The 17,071-nt window shown below is 55.3% G+C and carries 12 protein-coding genes; 4 read left to right on the top strand and 8 right to left on the bottom strand.

Annotated elements, in window-relative coordinates:
- Positions 1–12: 12 nt before the first annotated feature.
- The 4 genes from J2I47_RS17170 to recQ all read right to left on the bottom strand — a co-directional run bounded on the left by J2I47_RS17170 (position 13) and on the right by recQ (position 6,631).
- Positions 13–3,213, bottom strand: a complete 3,201-nt coding sequence (locus J2I47_RS17170; protein WP_207365826.1) for a SusC/RagA family TonB-linked outer membrane protein — start codon at positions 3,211–3,213, stop codon at positions 13–15.
- A gap of 177 nt (positions 3,214–3,390) precedes the next feature.
- On the bottom strand, positions 3,391–3,582 hold the full coding sequence (locus tag J2I47_RS17175; protein ID WP_207365827.1) for a hypothetical protein: 192 nt from the start codon (positions 3,580–3,582) through the stop codon (positions 3,391–3,393).
- A gap of 155 nt (positions 3,583–3,737) precedes the next feature.
- Positions 3,738–4,445 carry an MBL fold metallo-hydrolase gene (locus J2I47_RS17180; protein ID WP_207365828.1) on the bottom strand — a complete coding sequence of 236 codons (708 nt, stop codon included), beginning with the start codon at positions 4,443–4,445 and terminating at the stop codon, positions 3,738–3,740.
- Between the two features lie 29 nt (positions 4,446–4,474).
- On the bottom strand, positions 4,475–6,631 hold the full coding sequence (recQ, locus tag J2I47_RS17185; protein WP_207365829.1) for a DNA helicase RecQ: 2,157 nt from the start codon (positions 6,629–6,631) through the stop codon (positions 4,475–4,477).
- 242 nt (positions 6,632–6,873) lie between these two features.
- On the opposite strand from recQ, the gene J2I47_RS17190 reads away from it, so the two are divergent.
- A complete protein-coding gene (locus J2I47_RS17190) occupies positions 6,874–7,530 on the top strand; it encodes a hypothetical protein (protein WP_207365830.1) in 657 nt (218 codons plus the stop codon).
- Positions 7,531–7,641: 111 nt separating this feature from the next.
- Here the strand turns inward: J2I47_RS17190 and J2I47_RS17195 are convergent, their stop codons facing one another.
- From J2I47_RS17195 to J2I47_RS17205, 3 genes are all read right to left on the bottom strand, one after another.
- Positions 7,642–10,989 carry a glycosyl hydrolase family 28-related protein gene (locus J2I47_RS17195; RefSeq protein WP_207365831.1) on the bottom strand — a complete coding sequence of 1,116 codons (3,348 nt, stop codon included), beginning with the start codon at positions 10,987–10,989 and terminating at the stop codon, positions 7,642–7,644.
- Between the two features lie 116 nt (positions 10,990–11,105).
- Entirely contained in the window at positions 11,106–11,612 is a 507-nt protein-coding gene (gene msrB, locus J2I47_RS17200; RefSeq protein WP_207365832.1) for a peptide-methionine (R)-S-oxide reductase MsrB, read from the bottom strand.
- 118 nt (positions 11,613–11,730) lie between these two features.
- The gene (locus tag J2I47_RS17205; RefSeq protein WP_207365833.1) at positions 11,731–12,381 is read right to left on the bottom strand and encodes a peptidoglycan DD-metalloendopeptidase family protein; all 651 of its coding nucleotides are present in this window, start codon (positions 12,379–12,381) and stop codon (positions 11,731–11,733) included.
- Between the two features lie 160 nt (positions 12,382–12,541).
- Between J2I47_RS17205 and J2I47_RS17210 the strand changes: the two genes are divergently transcribed.
- The 3 genes from J2I47_RS17210 to J2I47_RS17220 all read left to right on the top strand — a co-directional run bounded on the left by J2I47_RS17210 (position 12,542) and on the right by J2I47_RS17220 (position 15,906).
- Complete coding sequence (locus J2I47_RS17210; protein ID WP_207365834.1) at positions 12,542–13,396, top strand: SDR family oxidoreductase; 855 nt, start codon at positions 12,542–12,544, stop codon at positions 13,394–13,396.
- An 86-nt stretch (positions 13,397–13,482) separates the two neighbouring features.
- Entirely contained in the window at positions 13,483–14,346 is an 864-nt protein-coding gene (locus J2I47_RS17215; protein ID WP_207365835.1) for an SDR family oxidoreductase, read from the top strand.
- Positions 14,347–14,574: 228 nt separating this feature from the next.
- Positions 14,575–15,906: a sialidase family protein gene (locus tag J2I47_RS17220; protein WP_207365836.1), complete on the top strand. Its 1,332-nt coding sequence runs from the start codon at positions 14,575–14,577 to the stop codon at positions 15,904–15,906.
- Between the two features lie 311 nt (positions 15,907–16,217).
- Here the strand turns inward: J2I47_RS17220 and J2I47_RS17225 are convergent, their stop codons facing one another.
- Positions 16,218–17,054, bottom strand: coding sequence for a ThuA domain-containing protein (locus tag J2I47_RS17225; protein ID WP_207365837.1), 837 nt, complete (start codon positions 17,052–17,054; stop codon positions 16,218–16,220).
- Between the last annotated feature and the right edge of the window lie 17 nt (positions 17,055–17,071).

Below are 17,071 nucleotides of genomic sequence, written 5' to 3' on the forward strand. Positions count from 1 at the left end.
CATGACCCCCCCCTAAAAACTCAAATTAACCCCCACCGACGTGGTGCGGGGCAGGGGGTAGGTGCCGTAGTCTTCGCCGGGCGACAGCGCGCTGTCGGGGCGGCTGCTCACTTCGGGATTGAATCCGGTGTATTTCGTGAAGGTGAACGGGTTTTGGGCCGTCACATACAGGCGGGCGCGGGTCAGGTGCAGGGTGCTGAGCAGGGGGGTGGGCAAGGTGTAACCCAGCGTCAGCGTGCGGATGCGGACATACGACCCGTCTTCGATATGCCAGGTTGAAATCTCACCGTTCGATCCCGTTTGCAGGCGGTTGGCGCGGTTATGCAGCCCGTCGCCGGGGCTGGCTTCCGACTGCCAGCGGTTCAATGCGCCCCGGAACTGGTTGCCGTTGCCTTCTTCGTTGTAGATATAGCGGCGAATCAGGTTCAGGATCTTGCTGCCCTGCGACCCCTGCACCGTAGCGCCCAGATCGAAGCCCGCAAAGGTGAGACTGGTATTGAAACCAAACGTGAATTTTGGGAAGTAGCTACCCGTCACCGTCCGGTCGCTGCTGAAGTCAATTTTCTTGTCGCCGTTGGTGTCGATAAACCGAAAATCGCCGGGCCTGGTCGTGGCCGTGTGCGGGTAGGCATCTACCTCGGCCTGGGTTTTAAACACCCCGTCATACTGCATGGTCCAGTACTGCCCAATGGGTTCGCCGATGCGGGTGATGAACTGTGCACCAGCCACCCCGCCCGACACGATGATGGGGTCGCCGGTGGGGCCGAGGGCGCGTACTTTGTTGCGGTTAGCGGCGATGTTGGCGTTTACCGTCCAGCCCACTTTCCCGAATGTCTGCCGCGTACCCAGGGTTAGTTCAATGCCCTGGTTGTTCACTTTGCCAATATTCTGCAACTCGGTGCTAAAGCCCGATGCGCGGGGTACGGGTACGTTCAGCAACAGATCAGAGGTGTTGGCGTTGTAATAATCGACGCTCAGGCTGAGGCGGTTGCGGAAGAAGTTGGCGTCGAAACCTACGTCGAGCATGGCCGTTTTTTCCCAGCGCAGGTTGGGGTTGGCCGAGTTGCCGGGGGCCAGTCCGCTCACGATGCTTTCGGCACCGAGCACGTAGTTTTGGTAGTTGAGCAAACTCACCGAGCCGTAGTTCGGAATCTGGAAATTACCCGTCAACCCGTACGACGCCCGAATTTTCAGGTCACTGAGCCAGGTCGCGCCTTTCAGAAAGGATTCCTGCGAAACATTCCAGCCCGCCGACACCGAGGGGAAATAACCGTATCGATTGGCCGCCCCAAAGCGCGACGACCCGTCGGCCCGTACCGCCGCCGAGAGCAGGTATTTGCCGTTGTAGTCATACTGCACCCGACCCAGATACGACAGCAGCGACCATTCCTGCAAGTCGGAACTGCCCGACGTGACCTGCCCGGCGTTGAGTGTCTGCACCAGGTCGTTGGGGAAGTTGGTGGCAGTGAGTTCGTTGGCCCGCCGCCGGTCTTTCTGCGCCGTGAACCCCGCCAGGGCCGAGATGTTGTGCAGCCCGAAGCTGTGGTTGTAGTTCAGCGTATTCTCCACGAGCCAGTTTACAAACTGCTGCGCCCGCGAAAAGCCCGTGGGCACGGAGGGACCTTTGGCATCGCGGATTTCGAGGATCGAAGGGCGGAAATAATCGCGCTGGAAACTGTTGATGTCTACCCCCACGTTGAGCCGGTACGACAGCCCTTTCGTGATGTCATACTGTGCGTAGGCATTGCTCAGCAGCCGCAGTTGGCTCAGCTTGTCGCTTACCTCTTTAGCAATGGCCACCGGATTTAGCAGTGACGTGGTACCATACCCCCAGCCGTTGCCGTCGAAATTATACGAGCCGTCGGCGTTGTAAACAGGCCAGATAGGCGGAATCTGAAGTGCCAGCCCCACCACGCCCTCGCCGAGGTAGGGGCCTTCCCCTTTGATGAGGTCGTGCTGGGCATAGGTTGGGTTCAAATTTACCCCCACCGACAGCCGCCCGCTTTTGATGTCGACGTTGGCGCGGGCACTGTAGCGTTTAAAGCCCGAATTGATTACCACGCCCCGTTGGTCGAGATAGTTACCTGACACGTAGAAACGCACGTTATCCTTCCCGCCCGAAATAGACAGGGTATGGTTTTGGATGGGTGCCGACCGGAAAATGGCGTCCTGCCAGTCGGTATCAGTCAGGCCGGGCGTGTTGTTCAGGTACGGTACAATCTGCGGCGGAATGACGGTGCTGGGTGCACCTGCCAGCTTCTCCCGCACTGACGTTGGGTCGGTGATTTTGCCGGTGGGGTTACGGTCCAGGTAGGCGTTGTTGCGGCCTTCGGCGTTGAGCGTGGCGTATTCATAAGCGTTGAGCAGGTCCAGCTTTTTGGTCACCTGCTGCACCCCCACGTAGCCATCGTAGCTGATTAGGGTCTTGCCTTCCTTGCCCCGTTTAGTAGTCAGCAGCACCACGCCGTTTGAGCCGCGCGACCCGTAGATGGCGGCGGCTGAGGCATCTTTCAGCACTTCGATGCTCTCGATATCATCGGTATTGAGCGTGCTGAGTACGTTGATCGGGTTGTCGGGAAACTGCGTGCTGGTGCTGCCGGTGGCGAATTTGGTGTCGCGCGAAAGGGGGATGCCGTCAATCACGTAGAGCGGATCGTTGCCCGCGCTGATGGACCCCGTTCCCCGCACTTTTACCGACAGGGCCGCACCCGGTGCCCCCGACGTTTGTACTACCTGTACCCCGGCAATTTTGGCCGCCAGGGCCTGATCGAAACTCGATACCGGCTGGTTGGCCAGGTCCCGTGCCCGCACCGAGCCAATGGCCGTGGTCACGTCGCGCCGGTTTTGCACCCCATAGCCCACCACGACCACTTCACTCAGCGCATTGTCTGAAGCCGTGAGTTTGGCATCGACTACCGCGCGATTACCAATGGCGATTTCGAGTGGCTGATAACCAATAAATGAGAAAACGAGGGTAGTGCCGCCGGCAGGCACGTTGAGCCGATACTGTCCCTGACTATCGGTGGTGGCCCCAACGGTGGTGCCTTTCACCTGAATGGTGGCCCCTGCCAGTGTTTCGCCGGACGTACCATCGGTCACGGTGCCGGTGAGGGGCGTTTGGGCGAAGGCCGTTTGGCAGACGAAAAAGAGGGCGATGGTGAGGATACACCAGGTAACGGACCTACCCCGATGGGTACGTAGCAATGTGATCATAAGCGTTGAGTTAGGAGGTAAATTCGGTTAGTTGACTAACTAGCCAACTGATTTGTAAAGATGGAAAAAAAGTAAGTTGACGTTGCCAGCCTAATGCTGAATAGGCCAGACAAATCGCTGACTGTCAGGAAAATAAGCTGTATTCTAATTTAAAGTCAGAATATTCACCCAATTGTACTACTGAAACAGGTAAGGAACACCTACCGCGATGAGTGTGCCCAGCAGCCAGCTCACCACAAACACCCGCGCGTACGGGTTCAGCGGAGCATCAGTAGGCTCTTCCAGTAATAAATCTGAAGTTGGATCAGCCAGCAAATGAGATGAATACTGTTCAGTGCCAGGTGCTGCGGTTTGTTGGTTGTGAGTCATGGTATATGGTGTTAAGTCTAACGCTTTAGTGCTAATAATCTATCGACTTAATAGATTGATATAGAACAACAAATCCGCCCCCGGTGAGAAGGGCGGATTTGGGCATATAACTCAGGAAGGTAGGTTGAAGTTCATTTTAAACCCTGTTTAGCAGTTTACATAAGTTTATCCCGGACAGCCGTGAACGTGTCTTTTAGTTTGTGATTGGCTTGCCCTTTCAACAGTCTGCCATGACCAAAAACGGCTTTGTCAAAATCAAGTTCGGAAACGGCCAGAATGCTTTCAATACCCAAATCTCTGTCTTCGTAGACGGGGCTTAAACCAAGGCCAGCAACGTTGGCGCAGAGATCACCCGCAATCAGGACTCCTTCTTTATGTAGTAACAGCGCAATGTGGCCTGCGCTGTGGCCGGGTGTATGCAACACCTGAAGCCCGCCAGCAAGGGGAAGTACCTCGCTGTGATGGAGTAACTGATCTACGGAAACGGCCTCGATTGTATTACTGATGTTTTTTATGAACAGGTTGAATATGAGCCAGTTAATAATATCCGGCGATAGTATTCTGGGCGACCGTCCGCCAACGCCTTGTTCTACCAATACAGCATCCTGCGTATGCGCCAGCAACGGGATACCCAATTTGTTTTTGATAGACGCCGCACTACCCGCATGATCGGGGTGGGCGTGGGTCAGGATGATTTGTTTGATCGCTTCTGGCTGTTCACCTCCCTTCCGAATGGCCGCGAAGATCTTGTCCATGCTGCCGGTATAGCCCGTATCAACCAAGGTTAACCCGTTGTCTTTGATCACAAACACATTGACAGCCCCCAGCGAAATCTGGTAGAGCGATGGTGTTATTTGTTGCATAGCGAACCCTGTTTGCCGGCTAGTCACGACTACTGCCGCATGAGCGCAATGGTCAAATTAATCTTGCCATAATCGTAGCGGCCTGCCAGGTGGTCGTAGATGGGTTTGGTGCGGTTTTCTTCCAGACCCACTACGGCAATAGCGGCTTCTACTTCACGGCGTTCGGCGGGGGTGATCAGCGTTTCCAGGTCAATGTCATACCCCGCCTGACTCAGTTGAATCAGGTGGTTGGCCACGCTCGACGGGCCAAGCTGCCGCGCCTGCGATATTTCCTCAATGCTCATACCCTTGTTATAATACTCGAACGTCACAAGCTGAGTGGAGCCTTTGGGTTTTTCGCCTACGCTCACCTTACCCATCACAAACTCCACGATTTCGGCCAGGAACACCTTGCCAAACATCTCCAGCTTGCGTTCGCCCACCCCCGATACGTTGCGGAGGGCTTCGGGTGTGGTGGGGCGCTGCCGGGCCATATCTTCCAGCGTTGAGTCGGTGAAGACCACGTAGGGCGGCACGTTCTGCTCGTCGGCAAGGCGTTTGCGCAGGGCGCGAAGTTTCTCGAACAGGGCATCCCGTGTGGCTTCGGTGCGGGCGCGGGGTGCCTTTTCGGCCACCACCGGCTTGGGTGCATCGTCGGGCCGGACCAGGCTAATGGTTTTGCCGTTATGCAGAATATCTTTCGCCAGAATACCGGGCCGCAGGGCGTAATGATTCTCGTAAGCCACCTCAATCACGCCGATGTTGATAAGTTGGTGGAGATAGCTGCGCCAGTCTTCAAACCGCAGATCGGCACCAGCCCCGTAGGTTTTTATTTTGTCATATCCGTTCGAGAGCACCGTGGCCGACCGCGACCCGCGCAGCACGTCGATGAGGGTATTCATGGGCACACGTCCATCAAGCCGGATGATGGCCGATAGGGCTTTCTGAGCCAAAACCGTAGCATCGAAGGTGACGCGGGGGTTGCGGCACACGTCGCAGTTGCCGCAGGGTTCGGGCAGTTCTTCCGAGAAATACGACAGCAGAATCTGCCGCCGACAGGTGTTGGCTTCGGCGTATTGCTTCATCCGTTCCAGCTTCGCCAACTGCAAATCGAGGTTGGCGGGCTTGTTTTCGGTGAGCATCTGCGTGTAGGTGGCCACGTCGGCGAAACTGTAGAACAGCACCGTTTGCGAGGGCAGCCCATCGCGACCGGCGCGGCCGATTTCCTGGTAATAGCCCTCAATGTTTTTGGGCATGTTGTAGTGCATCACCCACCGCACATTGCTCTTGTCGATGCCCATGCCGAAGGCGATGGTAGCGCACATGATCCTGACGTCGTCGCGGAGAAACGCCTCCTGAATCCGCCCCCGTTCCGAAGAGTCCATGCCCGCGTGGTAAAACGCCGCCGAAAATCCTTTCTCCATCAGCTTCGCCGCCAGCGTTTCGCACGACTTGCGGCTGAGGCAATAGATGATGCCGGAGGTATCGGGTTTTTGCTGTAACAGCTTCACAATCTGTCCGATACGATTGTTGCCGGGCAGCACTTGCAGGCTCAGGTTGGTGCGGTTGAATGAGTCGATAAACACCGCCGGGTCGTGCATATCGAGGCGTTGCGCGATGTCGAGGCGGGTAAGCCGGTCGGCGGTGGCGGTGAGGGCAATGATGGGCACCTGCGGAAACCACCTCCGCAACTGATTCAGTTGGGTGTATTCAGGCCGGAAATCATGCCCCCACGACGAAATACAGTGCGCCTCGTCGATGGCAAACATGGAGAGTTGAAGGCTGTTGAGAAAGGTGTAGAACGAATCAGACAGCAGCTTTTCGGGCGAAACGTACAGCAGTTTAATCTTACCCTGCCGACAGTTGGCTTCCACTTCGCGCCACTCTTTGGCCCCCTGCGACGAGTTGATGTAGGCTGCCGCGATGCCGTTGAGGTGCAGGGCCTCCACCTGATCTTTCATCAGTGCAATCAGGGGCGAGACCACCACGCATAGGCCGGGCATCATGAGCGCGGGCACCTGAAAACAAACCGATTTGCCACCTCCCGTCGGCATCAATACGACCGTATCCCGCCCGCTTGTAATCGACTGAATAACAGCTTCCTGCATAGGCCGGAAGCGGTCGTAGCCGTAGTAGCGCTTGAGGTACGAAACGGGGTCTTGTCGGGTGGGTTGCGCGGTGGCGTTGGCTTGTTTTTCTGACAGCATACGGCAGGTGATTCTACTACGTAAAGATACGAAAAAGGGGGGAAGGGTGAAGGAGTTCAACGGCTAAAGTCCAAGGTTGCTTCGCCCATGTCTGACGGAGTAAGCTTGGCCCTTGGCCTTTAGACGTTGAACTTCTTCACCCTTAAATTTCCCTTAATGCGTTGTTTTCCTGCGACTTTTAATCCACTTTTCCGTCGAAGTACCGAAACCAGATTTCTTAACCACTTACCAAACCGATTTCCATGAAAAAGCCCATTGCAGTACTCACCCTGTTTCTTGGCCTTTTAATCGCTTTTGCAGCCCCGGCGCAGACGGCTCAAACGGCCCAAACAAGTACAGCGAAGGTCAAAAAGACCAAAACGGAGAAGTCAACGTCGACTAATACGACAAACGCTGATGCCGACAAGGCTGCGGCGAAAGCGGCTAAAGCCCAGGCTAAGGCTGATAAGAAGGCTGCCAAAGACGCGGAGAAAACAGCCACAACGACGGCCGATAAAGACGCTGCGAAAATGGCTAAAGACCAGGCTAAGGCTGACAAAAAGGCCGCCAAAGAAGCCAAGAAAGATGCTAAAGCCGCTGACGATAGCAAGATGACCGCGGCCGACAAGAAGGCTGCCAAAATGGATGCCAAATCGAAGATGGATGCCGGTGCTGTAGCAACAACCACTACGAAGACGAAGACAACCAAAACCGAGAAGATGGAAGCGAAAGCCGACAACAAGTCGGCGAAGGCATCACCCAAAACCGAGACAAAAGCCACTCCCGCCGATTATAAAGCCCCCGTTGACCGGAGCATGAAAGGGCCTAACGGAGAGCAGGTGATGACCGGTCCCCGTGGCGGCAAGTACTACATCAACAAGAACGGCAACAAGACGTACCTGAGCAGCCTGAGGGATTGAGTTGACGCAAAACCCAGCTGCTTAAACGGGCAACGCCCCCCGGTCACCCTGCGAAGTGGTATCTCGCAGGGTGACCGGGGGGCGTTGCCCGTTTAAGCAGCTGGGTTTTCACTATCGGCTCACCATGACCCGCGAGAGTTGCTGACGCCTCGCATCACCAACACGCACCAGGTAGAGGCCAGTGGTCACATCGTTTACCGACACGCCCCAAGTGTTGACGCCCGCTTCGGCACGTCGGCCCAGATGCATCACCTCGCGGCCCGATAAATCCATTAGGCTGATCTGGACATCACCCGCTTCCTGGGACACGTACCTGATATTGATTTGGTCGTGGGCCGGATTAGGATACACCAACAGGGCCTCGGCGGGAAGTTCGCTCGAAACACCCTGGCGGCCCCCCGATGCCGGCAGGGGGGCATCAATGCGCAGGTGGTCTAGATTGGGGCCACCCGTGCCAACCGCTTTTAGTTGAATGGTGTTCGTACCCGCCTGCAACGCCACCATAAGCTGCGCGTTGGCCCAGGTACTGGCACTGCCTGTTGGCGCAAAAGCTATGTTGGTAATCACCTGCCCATTGACTCGCACCTGCGGCGACCGGGTGGTGGTGCCACCCAGCGAATAGCGGAAGTTAACCGGGTATGTACCAGCCTGGGCTACGTTCACCGTCCACAAAATATTGTCGTTATTATTGCTGTCAAACCGCTCGTAGGCCGTTCCGGTGAAGCCATTGGCCGACGTGGCCGTTTCCACACCCGTCAAGACGGCCAGTTCTGCCTCGTAATACTGGCTTTTGCCAGGCAGCAGGTTTTGCAGGTTAATGATGTTTGTGCCCAAAATGGGTCGCTGGAAGGTGCCGTCGGGCAGTTTCCAGCCCACACCCACGTAGATCGGTTCCCCATCGTTCATGATCAGCGTTGACTCAAAATAATAGAGCTTACCCTGTTCCAGGCTGATTGGGGCCGATTCCTGACCGGGGTTCTGGGTCCATCGATAATCTTCAAACGGATTGCCGTTGTAGCCTCCCGCCGCCACAAACACCTTGTCGGCAGGGTGGACCGTGGGGCTTACCCACAGCCGCGACTTTTCGTTGGCGGCAGCATAGAATGTGTACAGACCCGTCTGTGGCGGACATAGAAACCCTTTTAAAACCCCCGATATAGATGACCCTGGCGTGTTGCCGTCGTAGTTGATGAACTCTGCTTTTGGTAAAATCTCTACCACGTCGGGTGCCCGGTTGATCGGGATGCTGTTCAGGTTATAGTCGGCGGGGTCGTTCCATTTCTCCCAGTAGGCACCTTTGCCCATTGCGCAGGTAGGCTGCGAAAGCGTCGTGATCCGCACACTCTCTGCTGTGACCACCTCGCCAAGGCCGTTGGTGGCCTTCACAACCAGTACGCTGTCGCCTGGCACCAGCGTTGTTGTTATTGAATACGGGGAAGAGCCGTCCTGTCCCACCCGACGACCATTGACAAAATACTCGACCTTCGAGATACTTTTCTGGGAGCCAAAGGCCTGCACCTCGATCTGGCGGGGGCCTTCCACAAACACATCTTTGTTGCGGGGGTAGGTAATAAACGCCGTTAGGGGCGCGGCGCAGGTAGCCGATGAAGGGGCTGGTGAGGGCGACCCGGCATACAGTCCGATGAAGCGCGATGAGGTGGCCGCCGTTAGTGTTTTGGTAACGCCGTCGCGCGTTTCGCGCACCATCTGATTGAATGTCTGCCCCGAAAAATTCACCTCATACATGACAGCAAACGAGGCGGCGGCTTCGTTGATGACGAAGATGGGCGTACCCGGATCGGGCGAACCTGAGTAGTTGGTGTAGCCCAACAGTTCGGTGCGGCCTTTACTCTCAGTGGTTAGGATGGGGCCTTGCCCTTCCGTTTTCATGCCAAAGATCCACAAGTCGCCGCCTGTGTTTTTAACCAACTGACCATCGCCCTCTGCGTTGAACTGCCAGGCCCAGACCTGTTGCCCGTTGAAGTGGCACTGCCCCACGGCCACGTCTTCCATATAGACGTCGCCGGCTCCGCAACCCGCGCTGGCATAGGGTAATGCCAGATTTTTCATGATGAGTGTACGCGGCCCGGCATGGTAGACACTCGCCGTTGAGTTGTTAGTGCCGCCGATTAGATCCTGAATGATCAGGGGGTTTGATCCTGTCGTGACCACAAACTGCCCACCCCCTTCTACCGTTGCCAGGCCAGCCCCGGTAATGCGCCGCGTGGTGGCTTTCACGTAGATCTTTCCGGCCAGATAATACCGCCGCCCATTCGGAAAATAGACCGTCTCTGCCCCGGAGTCGATAGCTCGCTGCACCGCCAGCACGTCGTTAATGGTGCCATCGCCACGGGCACCGTAGTCCATCACGTTGGCCCATGAAGCCGGTGAGTCGGGGTCGCCCCAGGGCACTACGGGCGTTTGCCGCACAGGCAGTTTCAACGACGTACTAATTGACCCACCAAATTGTGATTGTAAGCCAACGTTCTGGTATTCAGATAGGTTGTTGCCCGTAGGGCTGGTGCCGCCCAGGTTCGTTAAGGCACGAGCGTAGCCCGAGGTGCGGATGTTACGGACATAAATACCGTTGGTTCGAATGGCCGTCTGCGTAGTTGAGCCAGGGCCAGTCAGTGTTGCATTGATCAGCACCGCCGACCCGTTCTGACTGGTGAAGGCTGGGGCTTTGGTCTGCGTGCTGGTCAGCCCATCGACGAAGAGCTGGTTGTTGAGGTTTCGGATGCCAATGATGTTCTGGTTTTCCAGCATCAGGTTCTTGATGGTCACGCTGTTGAGCGCGTTAACGTCCACCCCATAGTCAAACCCTTTCACATATACGTTTTTGACGTAAAGCGGCCCGATTTCGCCCGAAAACTGCAAATCAAGCCCACGTACGCCCTGCCCGTCGCCCGACACAATGTCGACATCTTCAATAGAGCCTTCGTTACTGGCATGAAAACGTACCGCCGCCGTGCCGGGGTTGCCGCTGCCGGTGTGGAAGGTCAGGTTACGGATCGAGTTGAAAAACCGTTGCGCCGGGTCTGGACCGGTGTAAACCATGGCTTTAGGATTGTTCTTATCCTGATAAGCAGGCAGGTTGTCGAAGAGCCGGATGACACACTCGTCATGATTTTCGCCAATGATGCGGGTAAAACGCCAGGGATCGCCCCAATCCAGGGTATTGGAAATCATGTAGGTTCCCTTCGGGAAAAAAATCGTCCGGCGTTTGTCGTCTTTGCTGTCAGTTAATGCTTGCTGGATAGCCGCGTAATCGTCGGTAACGCCGTCGCCTTTGGCGTTGTATGGTGCTTCTTTGATGTTGATGACCCCCGAGTTGGCCGGGTAACGAATGGTAATACTCTGCCCGTACAGTGTTGTTTGTGCCAGCAGGCCAACTAACAGGATAAGGCCAGATAATCGGCTGATAAGTAGGCCAGAACAGGTACATAGTGTAGTGCGCATAAAGCTCTTGTTGGATTTTGTTGAACTTTTGTTAAACAAAATCCAATACTACGACCGTAGTCCGAACACTTATAGAAAATACTTAAGGAACGGTAATCATATCCTTGCCCGACTGGTTAATCTGGCTGAAATAGCAGGGCATCGCCGTTGATGCAATAACGTAACCCCGTGGGTTCGGGGCCGTCGGGGAAGACGTGGCCTAGATGCCCGTCGCACACGGCACAACGTATTTCGGTGCGGTTGCCGTCTGGTTCGGTATAGGTGGCGTTGGTTACGATGGGGGCAAAGAAACTGGGCCAGCCCGTATTGGATTCAAACTTGGCTTTTGAGGAAAACAGGGGGTTGTGGCAACCGGCGCAAACATAAACGCCCGGCCTTTTTTCGTGGGTAAGGTCGCTGCTGTTGGGCCATTCGGTGTTGCTTTCGCGCAGCACGGCATACTGTGCCCGTGAAAGTTGCGCTTTCCAGTCGGCATCCGTCCTGATCACACGCCGCCCACCTGGTGAGGTCGCTCCCGGTGGCCGTTGGTGCGGTGGCCGGGGCGTACCGAAATAGGTGCCAATACCCCAGATCGCCACCAGCAACAGCCCGACAATAAGCAGGAAACGTTTGTTCTGGTTCATTTTATATTGAGCTTGACAAGCTTGATTTGGCATGGGTTAACCTGGCCTAATAGCCCAGCTTCCTGCTGGGTAGCTTCGCTTGCTAGAGCGCATAGCCTCTAGCAAGCGAAGCCTATATTTACGCCTGTAAACCATTAATCATCAGCCACTTGTTAGGATTCGGGCACCGGCTCAGCCACTCGTTGCGTTCCGATGGGCGGCACACGCCGGGGAAGTCGCCGCGCAGGCCGAGCATGTCGTGCATGAGTTGAAAATGAAGGTGTGGAGGCCAGTCGCCGTTTTCGGGGTAGGGGCCAAATTCGGCTAGTTTCTCACCCGCCTGAAACGGTTTTCCTTCATACAGATCGGTTAGTGTGGCGCGAGATAAATGCCCATAAAGACTATACCGTGGGAAACCCTCGGTGTTGTGTTCCAGAATAATTGTGGGGCCATAATCGGCGTAGCGGGCGTTATCGGCAAAGCTATGCACTATTCCATCAACGGGAGTCAATACGGGCGTACCGGCTACAGCCCAGAAATCAATACCAAGGTGAATGGTACGGGGTTCGTCGCCAGTGGGGGTAAAGTGCGGACTGTTGCGGTATACTACCCGGTCTTCGTCATAGCCCCCCACGCCCACCACGGCCCCCGCCGCCCGGACTTTACCAAACACGTAGTCATTAAACGTGTCGATGTTGGTCAAGTCCAGCGTGGCTAAATCGGGGTTGTTGGCGGTGAAATCAAGTACGAGGTAGGGGTCTTGTGAGAAATTGAAGGGAAGCAGTTGCATGAGTTGACAATGAAATTTTTGTCAAAAAAGATGACAATAAACTAATTGTCAAAAAGCGAATCGTTCAATCTACCATTTCAATAGATTTCTGAAAACAACCAGTGCGGGTTTAAGATTACGTCGCATAGAACAATGCGGCAGGAGCCGTAACGCAACGTATATGGAAAATATGATTTTGCCGCAGCACCAGGACCCGCAGCCGGGGCTGGAGGCGAAGATGATCCCCGAGCCGAAATACATTCGGCATCTGTATAAGGGGGCTGACAAACTCAAAGACAAAGTAGCCCTGATCACGGGTGGCGACTCGGGTATTGGTCGGGCAGTGGCTATCCATTTTGCCCGCGAAGGAGCCGACGTAGCCATTGTTTACACCCCCGCCGAAGAAAAAGATGCCCAGCAAACCAAAGACCTGGTAGAAGCAGAAGGCCGTGATTGCCTGCTCCTTAGCGGTGACATCAAAGATCCCAAGTTCTGCGAACAGATCGTGGCCGACACCGTCCGGCAGTTTGGCAAGCTGAACATTCTGGTCAACAACGCGGGTATCCAGTACCCCCACGCGCAGTTCGAGCAAATCCGCGACGAAGACTTGCTGAAGACCTACGAGACGAACATCTATTCGATGTTCCGGATTACCAGAGCGGCTTTGAATCACCTGAACGAAGGCGATGCCATCATCAACACCACGTCGATCACAGCCTACCAGGGTCGCGCCGACTTGATTGATTACTCGTCGACGAAAGGGGCGATCATGACGTTTACGCGGGCACTGTCGCAGAACCTGTCGGAGAAAAAAATTCGCGTCAATGGCGTAGCACCCGGCCCCATCTGGACACCCCTGATTCCATCATCGTTCGATGCCAAGACGGTAGCCATGTTTGGCAAGGACGTACCCATGAAACGCCCCGGTCAACCGTCAGAAGTGGCCCCCGCCTACGTTTTCCTCGCCAGTGAGGACTCTTCTTACGTCACCGGAGCCGTGTTGCATCCTAACGGTGGCACCATTGTCAACGCCTAAAAAACGCTGGATATTGGAATTAAGACGCTAGACAAGATCAGTGCCTGTCCAACGTCTACTATCCAACGTCCACAATCCTTATAGAAATGGAACAAATGGAAATCGATGCCAAGCCGCAGCACCAGGATGCGCAGCCGGGCCTGGAACATGAAATGGACCCTAAGCCAATCTACATTCGGGATGGCTACAAAGGGGCCGATAAATTACTAAACAAGGTAGCTCTCATCACCGGCGGCGATTCGGGTATTGGCCGGGCCATTTCGGTGCATTTTGCCCGCGAAGGAGCCGACGTAGCCATCAGCTACCACCCCCGCGAAGAGCAGGATGCTCAGGAAACCAAACGACTCGTGGAAGCCGAAGGGCGCAAGTGCCTGTTGTTACCCGGTGATTTGCGGAGTTTGTCCTACATCCGTGAGGCCGTAGGTAAGGTGCTGAGCACATTCAAGCGAATCAATATTCTGGTCAACAACGCGGCCAACCACGTGGAGCAGAAGGAGTTTGCGGGTATTTCGGATGAGCAAATGCGCGATACGTTCGAGATCAACATCCTGGCTATGTTTCGCCTGACCAAAAATGTACTGCCGCACATGCAGGCGTTTGATTGCATTGTCAATACCACCTCGGTTGTATCCTACAAAGGCAACAAAACGCTGGTCGACTATGCTGCTACGAAAGGAGCCGTTACCTCATTCACGCGGTCGCTGTCGCAGAATATGGTTGATCGCAACATTCGGGTAAATGCCGTGGCGCCCGGTCCCATCTGGACACCGCTGATCGTGTCGACGAAAGCTGCTGATGAAGTGGCCGATTTTGGCAAGGACGTGCCAATGGGGCGTCCGGGGCAACCCGCTGAGTTAGCCCCGGCCTACGTCTTCCTGGCCTCGGAAGATGCGTCGTATTTTACGGGACAAGTAATCCATGTGAACGGTGGCGAAGTAGTAAACAGCTAAACCGCTGGTTTTATGACGTTAAAAACCCTCATCGGCCAACGCTGATGAGGGTTTTTGCGTAGTAGACTAAGCTGACTTAGCCTGTCAGGCTCTCTGTTTGGCATTGCCTTGTTCGCCCGGCAAAGAGATAAGAAGATGAGCTTGTCAATAGCTCATTAATTTTGAATCGTTCTAAACAAGAAATACCTTTGGGGTATCAATTTGCTTTCACCGCTAACCGCTTCCTCTATGCGTCTCGTTCAAGGTTTCCTGTTTGCATTCGTGTTGCTGACTCAGACTGGCCACTGTCGCCCCGGCAAACCACTCGTGGCCGATGATACCCGCACCGTGGCGATGCCCGTGCTGACCCAGACAAAAACCGGTCAGGTGCTGCTGTCATGGACCGAAAAAGACCCCGACGGACTGGTGTCGTTTAATACGGCACTCTCTGCCGACGGGGGTAAAACATTTTCGGAAAAACGCCTCGTTTATGCTGCCAAGGGCATCGGTAATAGTCGTCTGATGAAGCCCCGCATTCTGGTGCAACCCAACGGTACGCTGGTGGCGGTATTTGTGCTTCGCACTGAGACTGCCCCTGCTGCGACCACCTCGGCCATGCCCAGCCCTGCCGCCCCTGCTCCGGCTGAGCACAACCACGCGGGCATGAACCACGGCGATATGAAGCCCACCGAAGCCCCAAAACCTGCCGCCACAACCGGCGAACGCGGCGGACGGCCTAGCCGTGGCCCCGCTACGACGCAGATCATGGTTAGTTCGTCAACAGACAACGGACAGACCTGGACCGCCCCCAAAGCGGTTGACTCTGACCCTACGCCGAACCTGCTCCGCGGCTTTTTCGACGCGGCGGTGTTACCCAATGGTGAGCTGGCCATAGCCTACCTAAAAGACGTAGCGGGCAGTACTAAACACGAAGAGCGTAACCTGCGGCTGGTAGTGACCAAAAACGGCCAATTTCAGCCGGAGCGTATCATCGACCCCGTGGCCTGTGATTGCTGCAACGTGGGCCTCCTGGTCGATGCCAACGGGGCGCTCAACGTGTATTACCGCGACAACAACGACGACATTCGGGATATGTCGCGCATGGTTTCCACCGACAATGGCCTGACTTTTTCATCGCCGAAAACGATTTACGCCGACAACTGGAAAATCAACGGTTGTCCCCACAGCGGCCCTAGTGCCATTAAAATGGGTAATTCGGCATTAGTGGCCTGGTATTCAGGCACCACCAACAATACCCCTGGTCTGCGGGTGGTGACGCAACAGGGTGAACGGCTGGCCGTGATCGAAGAGCCGTCGGCCAAAAACGCCTCGTTGGTTGAGGTGCCAGGTGCTGGTGTGCTGCTTTGGGATCAGGTACGGGGTGCTACCGAAACGCCCACGTCGGCCATTGCTTATCGGACGTTCCGGGGTGGGAAATCGTCGGAAACGAAATGGCTGGCCGATTCTGAGCAGGGGCAAAACGCGAGTGGGCTGGTGATCAACAACCAGTTGGTGGTAGCCTATGAACTGAAGCGTCCTGGCAAACCCAACGCGCTCCAGCTTGGGTACGTGTCGCTGTAAGGCACATGGTTCTGTAGAAAAAAGGGCCTCTGCTATGTAGCAGAGGCCCTTTTTGGTTAATAAGCTATGTCACTCATGACCCCATCGGGGTCCAGTCTTTGTAGCAAGAGCATGTTATTGTGATTGTGGGATTCGACTCCAGCGGAGTCGCGTCTTTGTAAACTGTCAAACCCTATTAAGACGCGACTCCGCTGGAGTCGAATCCCACAATCACAATAACATGCTCTTGCTACAAAGACTGGACCCCGATGGGGTCATGCGTAATGCGAAGCCACATCTGGCGAAGCACGCACGCAAACCTGACGGACAAACTAATACCGCACTGCTTCGTCGCGTCCATTGGCGTAGGCGCGGTTAAAATCGACCATTTTGACTTGGCCCGCTACGAAGCGAATACCCTGAAACAGATGGTTCACGTAGGTAGGGTCGGTGTAGTCTTTTTTGTCGTGGCCCAGGGTCGTACACCAGCTGTGGCCGCCGTCGTAGGCATAGGCCCAGGCGGCAGGATAGAGGTTGGTGAACATACCCCGGTTGGCCGTGATCTTTTCGGTTTCGTCGGGGTTCAGGCCCGCCAGGTTATGCGCCAGCAGTACCGTGGGGCCGGGCGTCATCTCCTTGATAAAATAACATTCGTCGCTCTTGTTCCAGGTTGCCGGCAGACCCTGCATGGATGGATGATGGCTGTCGAGTACCGTCATCTTCAAGGGTTGAAATTTAGGATGCCAGGCAAAGGTGCCGCCCAGTAACTGCTTGAACCAAGGCCAGTTGCGCTCTGTGCCCAATACCGAATGCACCCCTACGAATCCCCCACCGGCTTCGATATACCGCCGGAAAACAAGCCGTTGCGCATCCGTATCGAACACGTCGTTGTTGGTATTCAGGAACAGAAGCAGCGTGTATCGCCGCAGGTTGTCTTCCGAAAAAATGGTCGCACTACTCGACGTATCGACGCGAAAACCGTGTTGCGCTCCCATCCGTTGAATGGCCTTCTTCGCTTCGGAAATGTTGTCGTGGACGTAGCCCTTGCCGTTTTTGGTATAGACCAGTACCGACACTTTTTTCCAGTTGACGGTGGTTTGCGCCGTTGCCGTCAGGCAAACAAAGGCGGCAATTAAGAACGGCAGGCAGTGGGTAGCTAAGCGGGTCATAAGGAAGGTAAAGACAA

This window comes from Fibrella rubiginis, from assembly GCF_017353185.1.
Lineage (GTDB): Bacteria > Bacteroidota > Bacteroidia > Cytophagales > Spirosomataceae > Fibrella > Fibrella rubiginis.

What these genes read in the sequence shown, in the direction of transcription:
- J2I47_RS17175 (WP_207365827.1), bottom strand. Translation starts at nt 3,582, where the DNA reads ATGACTCACAACCAACAAACCGCAGCACCTGGCACTGAACAGTATTCA.
- J2I47_RS17215 (WP_207365835.1), top strand. Translation starts at nt 13,483, where the DNA reads ATGGAACAAATGGAAATCGATGCCAAGCCGCAGCACCAGGATGCGCAG.
- J2I47_RS17195 (WP_207365831.1), bottom strand. Translation starts at nt 10,989, where the DNA reads ATGCGCACTACACTATGTACCTGTTCTGGCCTACTTATCAGCCGATTA.
- J2I47_RS17220 (WP_207365836.1), top strand. Translation starts at nt 14,575, where the DNA reads ATGCGTCTCGTTCAAGGTTTCCTGTTTGCATTCGTGTTGCTGACTCAG.
- msrB (WP_207365832.1), bottom strand. Translation starts at nt 11,612, where the DNA reads ATGAACCAGAACAAACGTTTCCTGCTTATTGTCGGGCTGTTGCTGGTG.
- J2I47_RS17190 (WP_207365830.1), top strand. Translation starts at nt 6,874, where the DNA reads ATGAAAAAGCCCATTGCAGTACTCACCCTGTTTCTTGGCCTTTTAATC.
- J2I47_RS17210 (WP_207365834.1), top strand. Translation starts at nt 12,542, where the DNA reads ATGGAAAATATGATTTTGCCGCAGCACCAGGACCCGCAGCCGGGGCTG.
- J2I47_RS17180 (WP_207365828.1), bottom strand. Translation starts at nt 4,445, where the DNA reads ATGCAACAAATAACACCATCGCTCTACCAGATTTCGCTGGGGGCTGTC.
- recQ (WP_207365829.1), bottom strand. Translation starts at nt 6,631, where the DNA reads ATGCTGTCAGAAAAACAAGCCAACGCCACCGCGCAACCCACCCGACAA.
- J2I47_RS17225 (WP_207365837.1), bottom strand. Translation starts at nt 17,054, where the DNA reads ATGACCCGCTTAGCTACCCACTGCCTGCCGTTCTTAATTGCCGCCTTT.
- J2I47_RS17170 (WP_207365826.1), bottom strand. Translation starts at nt 3,213, where the DNA reads ATGATCACATTGCTACGTACCCATCGGGGTAGGTCCGTTACCTGGTGT.
- J2I47_RS17205 (WP_207365833.1), bottom strand. Translation starts at nt 12,381, where the DNA reads ATGCAACTGCTTCCCTTCAATTTCTCACAAGACCCCTACCTCGTACTT.